Raw genomic sequence first — 12,230 nt, 5'->3', positions numbered from 1 at the left:
GAATTAGTTTGTGCTGCTTACTAATACGTGTGTCGTATCGGATTGTCTTGACTCGATTTCGGACACTTCACATCACATGTTCGCTTCTACCGTCGTAGATGTCCGGGCGGAAACACCCGTCCCGGGAAATCTCCAGGAGGACCACATGACCGAATCCCAGGTCGCCACAGCGACCCGCAGCGGCTCGCACTCGAACAATGACGTACTCGATGTTCTGATCATCGGGGGAGGATTCTCCGGCCTGTACGCATTGGACCGACTGCGCGATCTCGGTTTCACCGTCAAAGTCTGGGACGCCGCGGGTGGATTGGGCGGAATCTGGTGGTGGAACTGCTATCCCGGAGCCCGTACCGACAGCACCGGACAGATCTACCAGTTCTCGTACAAGGACCTGTGGAAGAAGTACGACTTCACCGAACTGTATCCGGGTCACCAGGGGGTTCGTGAGTACTTCAACTATGTCGACGCACAGCTCGACCTCACCCGCGACGTCGTGTTCGACACTTTCGCCGAAGCATGCACGTGGGACGAGGAAAGCCGCCAGTGGACCGTACGGTCCGCCGACGGCAAGATCCAGAAGGCACGGCAGGTCATTGTTGCCACAGGATTCGGCGCCAAGCCGCTGTATCCGAATCTCGAAGGGCTCGATTCCTTCGCCGGTGAGTGCTACCACACTGCGCGCTGGCCTCAAGAGGGCGTGGATATGAGTGGCCGCAAAGTTGTCGTCATCGGTACCGGCGCCAGTGGTGTACAGGTCGTCCAGGAGGCAGGTCATGTCGCCGAACACGTCACCGTGTTCCAACGCACCCCGAATCTGGCACTTCCGATGCAGCAACGCAAACTCACCCCTGACGACAACGAGCACTTCCGGAAGGGACTGCCCGAGCGGTTTGCTACGCGCTACAAGGCGTTTGCCGGCTTCGACTTCGATTTCATTCCGCAGAACGCCACCGACCTGAGTAAGGAAGAGCGCGACGCGATCTACGAGAAGATGTGGGCAGAAGGTGGTTTCGAGCTGTGGCTCGGAAACTTCCAGGACATCCTTGTAGATGAGGAGGCCAACCGTACGTTCTACGACTTCTGGCGTGGCAAGGTCCTCGAGCGGGTCACCGACCCCAAGAAAGCGGCAATCGTCGCACCGGAGACGCCTCCGCACCCCTACGGCGTCAAGCGTCCCTCCCTCGAACAGGACTACTTCGATGTCATCAATCAGGACAACGTCGATGTCATCGACTCCAACGTCACGCCGATTCGACGGGTGCTGCCCCATGGTGTCGAAACCGACGACGGTGTCATCGAATGCGACCTCCTCGTACTGGCAACAGGGTTCGACAACAACCGTGGTGGGATCATGGCCATCGATATCACCGGCGTCGACGGCCTGACGATTCAGGACAAGTGGAAGTCCGGTGTCGACACGTGTCTGGGCCTGTCAACCCGCGGATTCCCGAACATGATGTTCCTGTACGGACCTCAGAGCCCGTCCGGGTTCTGCAACGGCCCGACATCTGCCGAGTACCAAGGCGAAATCGTCGTCGAATTCCTCGAGCACCTGCGCGAGAAGGGTGCGACACGGTTCGAGAACACCGAAGAGTCCGAGAAGCAGTGGCGCGCACACGTCGACGAGCTTTTCGTGAACTCGATGTTCACGAAGGCACGTTCCTGGTACTGGGGTGCAAACGTGCCCGGTAAGCCGGCACAGATGCTCAACTACTCAGGGGGAGTCCCTCAGTACTTTGCTCGTTGGGAAGAAATCAAGTCCAACGGTTACGACACCTACGAGACCGACTGACGAGACGGACACGCTTGGGCTACTGGGTCCCCCAGTAGCCCAAGCGCATCCGCTCGACGGGGTTCGCTGCCCTGATCCCGATGGGCATCGACTGCGTCGATGGGGCAGTGATGGAACTGAGAGAGCATTGTCTTCGAGCAGGTTTCGCCAGAGGCGAGGCGGGCGCGAGCATCGGTGATGCGGTCGCGATGTACGCGAGACGAATCAAACGACAGCACACGAACACGACGTGGATCGCCCAAGCGAGATCTGCGACTGTCCAGAGTTCTGGTTCGAACCGAACCGATGACGGACCTGGAAGGGTGTAGCCACGACCCTGACGTGCAAGAAGGCGCTGTGACGGAACGACGGGACCGGCCTGATGTGGAGGCAGAAATGAGCCTTCATCTGCTGTCAGAGCATCGTGGGGCACGCGTCCTCACACACACCCGCTACGGAGCCGCTGCCCTCTTCTCGTGCCGGTGCACCGGATGATGGGCGCAGCCTTGCGGTGTTCGGCACGCACTCCGGCGAGGTCGTCAACTTCCTCCGCCGCGAAGCGGGCACCGTCGTCGCGGTATTTCCGGCCGATCCGGTCGATCGTGTCGGCCATCAAACATGGTCGCGGCAACGACCGATGCCACCGGGACTTGCGATTTCCCAGGGCCGAAGACAACCGGCCCACCCGTCGGCGGTGCCCGGCCGGCGCCGGGACATCGAGTGGGCAGTCGTATACATGATCTGCTGCTCGCCGGGTCGGTAACACCGTCAGGGCGGCGGACAGAGCAGAGCCCGCATCATCGGCTTCTATGGCAAATCGCAGCGAGGATGTCCCGTCGATATCGCGGGAAGATCGAAACACCCGTAGCCCTGGCTCACGGGATCCCGGCGCCCGACGATCCGCCACGAACACCACCGCACCCGGTCCTCCGAGCCCCGAGCCGCGAGCCGCGCTGACGTGTCGGGGGATCGAGCGAAGGTCACCGACAAGGCGGCATCGACAAATGGACGGAAGGCCCCGCTTCGACTATCGGTCGATCGCCGAAGCGGGACCCCGGCAGCCCGAACGCAGGGGGGATATCGGGATCTGCCCGTGCCCGGAGATGGAGGCACGCCGCCTCGCCGCCACTGCATGCACACCGCGGGGCGACCATGTTGCCCGTGGTGGATGCTCGTGGGACGAACCGCCGACAAGTGGGCCGCGCCAGCTGGCAACCACAATACTGTCGACGCGAAAATTATACTCAATTCCGTTATACAACACCAGTATTCGTTTATACTCTGCTGAGCTGCATCACCTCCCCTTGGGTGAGCGGCCAATCGTCGCCGATGGGAGTCCTGTCAGCGGCGGCTGACAGGACTCAGCACCGACACACCCGAGGAAAAGCGCGCACGATGCAGATCAGGACTGCCGCAGCGCGTGCCCTCACCATGCGACTCCGGATCGTCGTCCACAAGCGACCCTTACATCACGATGGCAGCCCCATGGGATCCCACCGAGCCGGGGCCGAAACCCCAACAAAGGCCGATCCCTCCGAAGCAGCGCTGGCCGATGACAGGTCGGCGGCGATCAATCCGGACGTTCAGCCAGCAGTTCGCACCCATGCCTCGAGCATGCGCCGTGCGATCGAGACCTTCCCCGGCAGCAACACGGGCGCATCGACCGAACTAGCCCAGTCGCCGGCGGCGAGGGCCTCCTTCACCTCCGCGCGGGAACACCACACAGCCTCGCAGATCTCACCATCACTGAAGATGAGCGGTTCTCGAGGATCGGCGACGGCATGGAAGCCGAGCATGAGGGAACGCGGAAACGGCCATGGTTGACTTCCGACGTAGGCCACGTCGGAGACAACGAGACCGACCTCTTCCGCAATCTCCCGCGCCACACAGCTTTCGAGCGACTCACCGACCTCGACGAATCCCGCCAGCGTCGAGAAGTTCCGCGCCGGCCACGCCGCGTGTCGCGCCAACAGCACGCGGTCCGCCCCGTCATGTACCAGGCAAATGATCGCAGGATCGGTCCGCGGGTACTCCTCCCGACCGCACGCAGTGCACACGAGCGTCCAACCACCCGAGGTGATCGTCATCGGTGCCCCGTCCTTGGCGCAGAAGTGGGACTCGTCCTGCCACATCAGCAGGGCCTGCGCGGTGAGATACCGTTCGGCATCAACAGCATCGAGAAGTGCTCCGTGTGACCGCAGGTCACCGAACTCGATGCCCGCGCTCTCCATGGGGGCCTCCGTGAGAAACTCGTCCCGTACAGCCCACTGATGCACTGTACCAACAACTCCCAACAAGACCGCGTGTGTCGGAGGTTGGGAACAATAGTCGGCAGCCGACTCTAGGAGCAGTTGTCCATCGATGATGCGAACCTGACCGGCACCGTTCACGCGAAGCAGCCGCGCATCCGGCCATGCCCTCGCCTGCGCGGTCGCATCGTCACGTAGCGCCACAGGGCGACTCAAGACATCGCCAGGAAGGGCACCCCCGACACCGTCAGCGTTCACCACTGATCACAACCTTCCGTAACGAGCGACCATGTCGACCGGCACTTCGTTCGTGAGCGTGCGGCCGGCACTGCCGTCAGGCAAACTCGAACTGGATCGACGAGTACGATTCGGACATCACCGAAATGAATTCCTCAACGAGGCGCACATGATCGGGATGGGCCAGATATGCGCGGAAGGCGGGGACGTCTTCGAAAATCGCAGATATTGCATAGTCGCCGATCCCGGGCTTGAGGGCGAGGTCCCTTCCGTAACGAAACTCGACGACCTGGGGAATGCTCGCCGATATCGCGTCAAGAGCCTTGTGGAACGATTCGACCTGCTCGTCGGTGATGTCCTTCTTCCATATGAATGTTACGACGTGATGCAACATGATAATCCCTCTCTGGAAGCATAATTCGAGCTCGACACCCGAAGTGGGCGGCGCGTTTTTCAGAGCCGTTGATGTGTCCTCACCCTGACGTGCGGCGACCGAACAGCTCTCCCCACAGTGCGTGAGCGTACAGGGGAACCCACTTCTCGAGAGCACCTCGAGGGTGAACCCGTTCTCTGGTGGGTCCCTCGCGGTGCCGGACCCATCATCGAACGGTGATGGGGAGATTCTGGCCGTCTGTGGGTCACGTGGGTGACGGTAGAACAGTGATGGACCTTCGGTGTGTCCGATTGTGCAACACACATCTCCGAGAACCGGGACAGACAGACAGGTGTGTTGTTTTCGGACACTCGTCCGCTCGGGCCTCCTCGTAGTGTGACTCCACCGACTCGGCGATTGACCAGTCCGCCTATCACATCAAGGAGATCACCATGGCACTCGATCCTGTAGTCGAGCAGTTGATAGACACGTTGAACGAGCAGGGACTGAAGTCGTTCGAGCAGATGAGTGTCGCTGAAGTCCGTGAGGTCATCGAATCCTTCAGCGGACTGCAGGCGCCGAAGGCGGATCTTGCTCGTGTCGTCGACACGGTCTACCCCGGACCGGATGGCGACCAGGCCGTGCGTCTGTACATTCCGGAGTCCGATGCGCCCCTGCCGGTTGTGGTGTACATCCACGGCGGCGGGTGGGTTGCGGGCAGCCTCGACGTTACCGAGCAGCCTTGTCGCGCGCTGGCCGCGGACGCCCGAGTCATCGTGGCCGCCGTGAGTTACCGGCTCGCTCCCGAACACAAGTTCCCTGCCGCACCCGAAGACGCGTTCGCTGCTTTGAACTGGGTAGTCGACAACGTCGCCGACTTCGGTGGTGATGCGACGCGTGTCGCCATCATGGGCGACAGTGCCGGTGGCAATCTCGCCGCCGTCACCGCACTTCGGGCACGTGATACCGGCTCACCGGCCCTATGTGCTCAGGTGTTGGTCTATCCGGTTATCGACGGCACGGCACGCTTCCCGTCATGGGAGGAGAATGCCGAGGGATACCTGATCACCGCGGCAGCAATCGGCTGGTTCTGGGAGCAGTACCTGGCCACACTGGAAGACGCCGAGAACCCGTACGCCTCGCCGGCCAAGGCGAAGAGTTTGGCGGGGCTTCCTCCCACGCTGATGTTGGTCAACGAGTACGAGGTCACCCGCGACGAATGCCTGAACTACGGGCGGATGCTGACGGAACAGGGTGTCCCGGTCCAGGTCGAACTGTATAGCGGTCTTGTCCATGGCGTGTACTGGATGACCGGTGCAGTTCCGCGCAGCGCTGAATTGCACAGCGCGGTTGTCGAATTCCTCGGCAAACAGTTCGCTCGCTGAGTACGAGTAACCGGTGGCTGTGCCGCAGTCATGTGCTGCGAGTGCAGCCACCCGTTGCTCGCTCAGCGCGTGCCCGCCGGCGTGTTGCACTCAGGTCCTCACGGAGCACATGCCTGGTCCAGCCGCTGGCTCCTCGAAGTGGCGGGCCCGCCGTCACACAATTCTCGAGCGCTGGATGTGCACGAGACACGCACACGGTCGTCCGGTTCCTCTTCGGGCAACTCAGGGAGGTCGAGACGTCCGAACTCGGGCGGGTGAACAACATGTTCCTCGTCCTGCCCCTGGCACTGAGGTAACAGTCAGTAGACCAGTGCTCGATCGAAGAGGACTCGTCGAACTTCACGACATCGTTCCTGTTGATGCGGTTGCCTTGCCGACCGTCCACGTGTCCGCACCGCTGATCGAGGAGCTTGCTACGTGAGGCATCGTCACTCGCCGGTGAATGCGGCAGTTCGCTTCTCCATGAGGGCGTCGACTGCTCTCGTGTGATCGGTGGTCTGCTGAACCAGCGCCTGCAGAGCAGCGGACAGTTCGAGGAGACTGTCGAGGCTCTGGTGCTGCCCTTCGCGCAGGAGTTTCTTGGCCATCCGTACCGAGTGCGGAGGATTGGCGGCCACTCTGTTGGCGAGTGCGCGAGCTTCGTCGAGCAGCTGATCGGGAGGAACGACGTTCGAGACCAATCCCCACTCGAGAGCCTGTGTTGCGTCGACACGGTCGCCCGTGAGAATCATCTCGGCCGCCCGCGCCATACCGACCGCCTTCGGCAACAGCCACGCACCCCCGTCACCCGGGATGATGCCCAGCTTGACGAAGCTCTCAGCAAAGAACGCTTTCTCGCTGGCAATTCGGAGGTCGCACATGAGGGCAAGATCGCACCCGGCACCGATTGCAGGACCGTTCACCGCTGCAATCAAAGGTACGTCGCAGTTGTACATCGCTCGTGGGATCCGTTGTATCCCGGCGCGATAGCCATCGCGTTGTTCGTGAGGTTTCCCGCCGAACAGTCCCTGGCGATTCGCCATGTCCTTGACGTTGCCGCCGGCGGAGAAGGTCGATCCCGCGCCAGTGACAATGACAGCGCGTACCCCGTAATCGGCGTTGACGGCATCCACGCATGCGACCAATGCGTCGACGACATCCATCCCTGAGACTGGGTTGCGTTCAGCCGGCCGATTGATCGTCCACGTTTCGATGAATCCGTCGCGTTCTACGAGAACTGGATTTTCCATGTATGTGTCTTCCCGATCTTCACTGCAATCGATGGTTCGGATAGTGCACTGCTGACTGGCATGCGAACGGACTCGGCGGCGGTCTGGTCGAAGCAGACCGCCGCCGAGACACGTCCTCTTTCGTCGGCGCGCTGTGCTTTCAGTTGCACGCCCTACATGCGGTGTTCAGGCGAGCCCCAACTTCGGCCGTAGCCACTGGGCGATCCGGTTCAGTGCCTGATCCGCCTCGGGTGCTCGTCCCGCGTTGAAGTGGAAGACATGCTGCTGTTCGTCGACCACGTCGAGCACGGCTTCGCTCCCTGCTTTTTCGATCAACTCGACGACCCGGCGCGAGTCGTCGAGCAGAGTCTCATAGCCGCCGACCGATACATAGACGGGAGGGAAGTCTGTGTAGTCCCTGAGCAGGGGGTTAGCCCGCGGGTCCGTCGCTTCCGAGAGATCGGTCAGGAAATTCTCCCGCATCATCTCGAGGACTGCCCTCTTGGCCAGGACGTCGACTGCGTCGTTCGATTCGATCGTCAACCCCTTGATCTCCATATCGAGCCACGGCGAAAGAGCGACAACGGCGGCCGGAATGGGAAGTCCCATGCCCGCAAGTTCGAACACTGTCGAGATGGCGAGATGTGCGCCTGCCGAGTCGCCGACCGTCGCCGTATGTTCTGCCTTGTAGCCCTGCGTACGGAGCCACTTGTGCACGGCAATGCAGTCTTCGAGCTGTGCTGGATGCTTTGCCTCCGGCGCGAGCCGGTAGTCCACCACGAGTGCGTGAACTCCTGCCAGTTTGGCGAGGTGTGCTGCAAGCTTGCGATGGGAAAAGCGTGAACCTGTCACGAATCCGCCGCCGTGCGTGAAGACGATCACTCGGTCTTCGGCGGCGCCCAGCGGCTTGGCCCATGTTGCCGGCACACCGTTGGCTGTTACTTCTTCATACGTGACATCGGTGGGTTCGATGGTGGGAAGATGCCATTCTTCGAACATGTCTCGCTGACCTGCGAGATCCATACCTTCGGACCGTCGAAGCCAGGACGAGTACAGGTCGTTGAGGAACAGCGATTCTTTGCTCACGGACATGTGTTGCTCACTTTCATCACCGGTCGAGAAGGAGATTGACTGATCAGGAAGGCGTGAAGCTCGTGTATCGCGTACGCACGGTGTCATCCCACCCAGTCGGCTGATCAGAAAAGGCCGCTTGGGAAGGTCAACGATTGCCTCGGTTTGTCGAAATGTCGGTACTCATCGATCGCCACATCGGTTCGGCGTCGAGGCTTGCGCCGTCGAGGCGGTGATGTGATGGTTCCGCGATGTCGCTGATCGAACTCTTCGCATCCGTCGCTCACTATGCGAACGTACAGATGCAAGTTGTGCGGGTTGTTTGTGCCGACGCTACTGGAAGAGTGCTGATTGCAACTCAATGAAGAGATGCTGCAACTTCTTTCCATCGAGGTGGAGCAGCCGGGTCGTCCTCAGATCCCTACGAGGGGTCCGATGACGGGCTTCCACTGGTAGATGCTCTGGTCGACGACAACACCCTGCGTGACATAGGGGTCCTTGGCGAGCAGGGCCTGCAGGTCGTCTTCGCTGTCCGCCTTGAACACGAGCAGCGCGCCGGCTCCGTCGGTCCAGGCGCCCGCTTCCTGCAGCACGCCTTTGGCGGCCGCGTCCTTGACGAAGATCAGGTGGTCGGCATGAGCAGCCTCTTTGACGGATGCGTCAGTGGTGTACGACCAGATAACAGCGAACAGGGCCATGGTCACTCCTTGAGTGGGATACGGGATGTGAAACGGTGCGGATATTCAGGAGAATGCGCACTTTAGAACGCTAGAAGCAGGGATGAGATCACCAGTGTCCTATTTTGCAACACCTGTTGGTGAACGACGGCGAATATAGAACGGAGAGAACGCGATCGGCGTTGAACGGCCGGACGACGGTGTGGCTTGCATACGGTCGGTGACCTTGCCGGCAGCTGTGTGTGGAACCAGCTCTGCTGGTAGGCATGGCCAAGATCCGCCGTGCAGGTGAGCTGTTACTCGGGCAGTGCCCCGGCGGCGCGCAGCTGCTCGATATCGTCTTCGAGAAGTCCGAGTTCTGTTAGCACAGTATCGGTATCGGCGCCACGGTCGCGCGGCCCGAACCGCACAGCACCGGGGGACCCAGCGAGTTTGACGGGTACGCCGAGACCCCGGTAGCCGTCACACTCGACCACCATCTCGCGGTGACGGACCTGCGGTAGCGAAAGGGCCTCTCCGACATTGTTCACCGACCCCGACGGTACGCCGGCTCGCCGTAGCAGGGCCGCCAAAGCTTCGCGCTGCCAAGTTTTGACGAGGCCGCCGAGGATGTCGCGCAGTTGAGCTGCGTTTGCCATCCGGTCGGAGTTGGTGACGAATCTCGGGTCGTCGGCCAGGTCTGAAGCGTCGAGCGCCACGACCAGAGCGCGGAATTGCCGGTCGTTGCCGGCACCGATGAAGAAGGGGCCATCGGCGCAGGTGAACGTTTCATAGGGACAGATCGTCGGGTGTGCCACGCCCGTCCGCTCCGGCGCGACGCCGGTGGCAAACCACTTGCCGGCGTGTGGGTGCAGGATCGACACAGCGTTGTCGAGTAGTGCCAGATCCACGAGTTGCCCGCGTCCGGTCTTTTGCCGCACGTGAAGTGCCATGAGGATGCCGTTCACAGCGTTGAGACCCGTGATGATGTCGACCAGAGGGATCCCGATCCGCATGGCATCACCGTGGGGCTCACCGTTGATGCTCATCAGCCCCGACAAGGCTTGGAGAATTGCGTCGTAGCCGGGAGCACCACCGAGCGGCCCGTCGACTCCGTACCCGGTGATTCGACAGTGCACGAGTCGCGGGAATTCGGCGGCGAGCACGTCGTCGTCGAGTCCCCACTTCGCAAGGGTGCCCGCCTTGAAGTTTTCGATGACGACATCGGCTTCGGCAAGCATCGTGCGCAGCAGTTGTTGGCCGGCCTCGGTACGCAAATCCACACTGATGTTCCGCTTGTTGCGGTTCAAGCTATCGAAGTAGGCGCTGTGGTCGTCCTTGACGAAAGGCGGGCCCCAGCTGCGTGTGTCGTCACCAGTAGGTGGCTCCACCTTGATCACGTCGGCACCGTGGTCGGCGAGCACTTGCGCGCACAGTGGGCCGGCCAGCACCCGCGAAAGATCGACGACCCGGATGTCGGTGAGTGCGCCGGTCCGTGGACGCAGAGTCTCGGATGCGGATTCTCGAGTCTCGGCCGGGAGGATGGCAGATGAGGATTCAGGCATGATTGCTCATTCTGTGCGGTTGGAAGTCGCTGGCCTCCGGAGGGAGGGACAAAGCATGAACGGAGTATTCTCAGCCATCGCTGACCTGCATCGACCGCGGGTAGTTGCCCATAGTCAGCGACGCTGAAGACGACGGGCATGCTCCGTGTAGCTACTCGGTCCTTCCATCGGGATGAAGTCTCCGGCTGGGCGCACTATCGAGTGCGATATGGAGGGTCTGCGGGCGTTGCGAATCCTAGATGTATATCGACTTGTACTCGAGGTAGAAGTCCAGGGACTCGGGTCCGAATTCGCGGCCGACTCCGCTGTTTTTCACGCCGCCGAACGGGGAGCCGGTATCGAGGGAGTAGTAGTTGACTCCCACGGTTCCGGATCGAATGCGTGACGCGATGTTCAGGCCGTGTTCGGTGTCTTCGGTGAAGACGACTCCTCCCAAACCGAATGGTGTGTCGTTCGCCATGCTGATGGCGTCCTCTTCGGTCTCATAAGGGATGACGGAGATGACAGGTCCGAAAATTTCGTCCTGTGCCAGCGGACTGCGATTATCGACACCCTCGAAGATGGTGGGAGACACGAACCAGCCGCGGGGACATTGCTGAGGGAAGTCGGTTCCGCCGCGGATCGTTCGGAATCCCTCGGACTGCCCGAGGCGGATGTAACTCCTCACCCGCTCCCGATGCTGCTCGCTTACCATGGGGCCCATGGTTACCGACTCGTCGAGTGGGTCTCCCATGACCAAGCCGTCTACGTAGGACGCAAGGACGTCGATGATCTCGCTGGACCTACCGTGGGGAACCAAGATGCGGGAGTTCGTGGTGCATGTCTGTCCCCCGTTCTTGAGCACGGCGTCTTTGAGGCTTCTGGCAAAGACGCCGAGGTCGGCATCGGGGAGCACAATGGCTGCGGATTTTCCTCCGAGCTCCAGGGAGACTCTCTTGAAACTGCGGCCGGCGACCTCGCCGATCGCTTGTCCTGCTGCAGTGGAACCGGTGAAGGCGATCTTGTCGACATCGGGATGGGCTACAAGGGCTTTGCCTGCATGAACGCCGCCGGCAACGATGTTGAGGACGCCAGGTGGTAGACCGGCTTCCTCGGCTGCCTCTGCGAGTACATAGGCATCGAGCGACGTCTCCGGTGCCGGCTTGAGAACTACAGTGCATCCTGCTGCCAGTGCGGGCCCGATCTTGGCCATGGCCAAGAGCTGTGGATAGTTCCAGGCAGTAATTGCGCCGACGACTCCTACGGGTTCTTCTCGCACGATGGTGGAGCCCATGCTGCTGGGTCGGCGGGTCTCGAATGTTCGTGTCTCGATGAGATCTGCCATGGACCGCAGGATCGCTACCGGAGCCGTTGCGCTTGTGCTCACCGACAAGGAGGAGATCATTCCGGTCTGCCGGCTGACGAGCTCTGCAGTCGATCTTCCTCGACGCTCGAGGCTGTCGGCGAAGCGCCGCATCACTGTAGCTCGCTCGTGGGGGGTGCTGCGCCCCCAGGGTCCTTTCTGGAGTGCGGCCCGTGCGGCGTGCACAGCCGCATCGATCTCCTCGGGCCCGCCCATCGCAGCAACACCCAGAGGGCGCTCGGTTGCTGCCTCGAACACCGGTGCCAGATCGGAGGTGCTCGCTTTGCGCCATTGGCCGTCGATGAAGAAACGTTCACGTTCAATGCTGTTGATGACAGGCATTATTCACTTCTTCCGAGGTTGAATCCGATTG

General features: G+C 61.3%; 10 protein-coding genes. 2 read left to right on the top strand and 8 right to left on the bottom strand.

Annotated elements, in window-relative coordinates; translation table 11 throughout:
• Positions 1–145: 145 nt before the first annotated feature.
• The gene (locus U9J23_RS25935; protein ID WP_088899469.1) at positions 146–1,792 is read left to right on the top strand and encodes a flavin-containing monooxygenase; all 1,647 of its coding nucleotides are present in this window, start codon (positions 146–148) and stop codon (positions 1,790–1,792) included.
• A 418-nt stretch (positions 1,793–2,210) separates the two neighbouring features.
• On the opposite strand, the gene U9J23_RS25930 is transcribed toward U9J23_RS25935, so the two are convergent.
• The 3 genes from U9J23_RS25930 to U9J23_RS25920 all read right to left on the bottom strand — a co-directional run bounded on the left by U9J23_RS25930 (position 2,211) and on the right by U9J23_RS25920 (position 4,651).
• Positions 2,211–2,384, bottom strand: coding sequence for a hypothetical protein (locus U9J23_RS25930; protein WP_172415067.1), 174 nt, complete (start codon positions 2,382–2,384; stop codon positions 2,211–2,213).
• A 970-nt stretch (positions 2,385–3,354) separates the two neighbouring features.
• Complete coding sequence (gene nudC, locus U9J23_RS25925) at positions 3,355–4,281, bottom strand: NAD(+) diphosphatase (protein ID WP_442802296.1); 927 nt, start codon at positions 4,279–4,281, stop codon at positions 3,355–3,357.
• Positions 4,282–4,354: 73 nt separating this feature from the next.
• Positions 4,355–4,651 carry a Dabb family protein gene (locus U9J23_RS25920; protein WP_060655082.1) on the bottom strand — a complete coding sequence of 99 codons (297 nt, stop codon included), beginning with the start codon at positions 4,649–4,651 and terminating at the stop codon, positions 4,355–4,357.
• A 431-nt stretch (positions 4,652–5,082) separates the two neighbouring features.
• On the opposite strand from U9J23_RS25920, the gene U9J23_RS25915 reads away from it, so the two are divergent.
• Positions 5,083–6,015 carry an alpha/beta hydrolase gene (locus U9J23_RS25915; RefSeq protein WP_060655084.1) on the top strand — a complete coding sequence of 311 codons (933 nt, stop codon included), beginning with the start codon at positions 5,083–5,085 and terminating at the stop codon, positions 6,013–6,015.
• Positions 6,016–6,443: 428 nt separating this feature from the next.
• Here U9J23_RS25915 and U9J23_RS25910 read toward each other — a convergent pair whose 3' ends face one another.
• The 5 genes from U9J23_RS25910 to U9J23_RS25890 form a co-directional block, all read right to left on the bottom strand.
• Positions 6,444–7,244: a crotonase/enoyl-CoA hydratase family protein gene (locus tag U9J23_RS25910; protein WP_060655086.1), complete on the bottom strand. Its 801-nt coding sequence runs from the start codon at positions 7,242–7,244 to the stop codon at positions 6,444–6,446.
• A 165-nt stretch (positions 7,245–7,409) separates the two neighbouring features.
• Entirely contained in the window at positions 7,410–8,315 is a 906-nt protein-coding gene (locus U9J23_RS25905; protein WP_060655088.1) for an alpha/beta hydrolase, read from the bottom strand.
• Positions 8,316–8,707: 392 nt separating this feature from the next.
• Positions 8,708–8,992 carry a YciI family protein gene (locus U9J23_RS25900; RefSeq protein ID WP_060655090.1) on the bottom strand — a complete coding sequence of 95 codons (285 nt, stop codon included), beginning with the start codon at positions 8,990–8,992 and terminating at the stop codon, positions 8,708–8,710.
• 275 nt (positions 8,993–9,267) lie between these two features.
• Positions 9,268–10,515 carry a CaiB/BaiF CoA transferase family protein gene (locus tag U9J23_RS25895; RefSeq protein ID WP_272269611.1) on the bottom strand — a complete coding sequence of 416 codons (1,248 nt, stop codon included), beginning with the start codon at positions 10,513–10,515 and terminating at the stop codon, positions 9,268–9,270.
• Positions 10,516–10,750: 235 nt separating this feature from the next.
• On the bottom strand, positions 10,751–12,199 hold the full coding sequence (locus U9J23_RS25890) for an aldehyde dehydrogenase (RefSeq protein ID WP_060655094.1): 1,449 nt from the start codon (positions 12,197–12,199) through the stop codon (positions 10,751–10,753).
• Positions 12,200–12,230 lie beyond the last annotated feature (31 nt).

The sequence above is a fragment of the Rhodococcus sp. PD04 genome (assembly GCF_035918275.1).
In the GTDB taxonomy this organism is placed as follows: Bacteria; Actinomycetota; Actinomycetes; order Mycobacteriales; family Mycobacteriaceae; genus Rhodococcus; species Rhodococcus rhodochrous.
Note: the sequence above shows the minus strand (reverse complement) of the source record. Positions and strands in the feature narration are given on the sequence as shown.

Bases quoted from the DNA above. Each gene is read 5' to 3' on its own strand.
- U9J23_RS25935 (WP_088899469.1), top strand. From the start codon at position 146: ATGACCGAATCCCAGGTCGCCACAGCGACCCGCAGCGGCTCGCACTCG.
- U9J23_RS25930 (WP_172415067.1), bottom strand. From the start codon at position 2,384: ATGGCCGACACGATCGACCGGATCGGCCGGAAATACCGCGACGACGGT.
- U9J23_RS25920 (WP_060655082.1), bottom strand. From the start codon at position 4,651: ATGTTGCATCACGTCGTAACATTCATATGGAAGAAGGACATCACCGAC.
- U9J23_RS25915 (WP_060655084.1), top strand. From the start codon at position 5,083: ATGGCACTCGATCCTGTAGTCGAGCAGTTGATAGACACGTTGAACGAG.
- U9J23_RS25910 (WP_060655086.1), bottom strand. From the start codon at position 7,244: ATGGAAAATCCAGTTCTCGTAGAACGCGACGGATTCATCGAAACGTGG.
- U9J23_RS25905 (WP_060655088.1), bottom strand. From the start codon at position 8,315: ATGTCCGTGAGCAAAGAATCGCTGTTCCTCAACGACCTGTACTCGTCC.
- U9J23_RS25900 (WP_060655090.1), bottom strand. From the start codon at position 8,992: ATGGCCCTGTTCGCTGTTATCTGGTCGTACACCACTGACGCATCCGTC.
- U9J23_RS25895 (WP_272269611.1), bottom strand. From the start codon at position 10,515: ATGCCTGAATCCTCATCTGCCATCCTCCCGGCCGAGACTCGAGAATCC.
- U9J23_RS25890 (WP_060655094.1), bottom strand. From the start codon at position 12,199: ATGCCTGTCATCAACAGCATTGAACGTGAACGTTTCTTCATCGACGGC.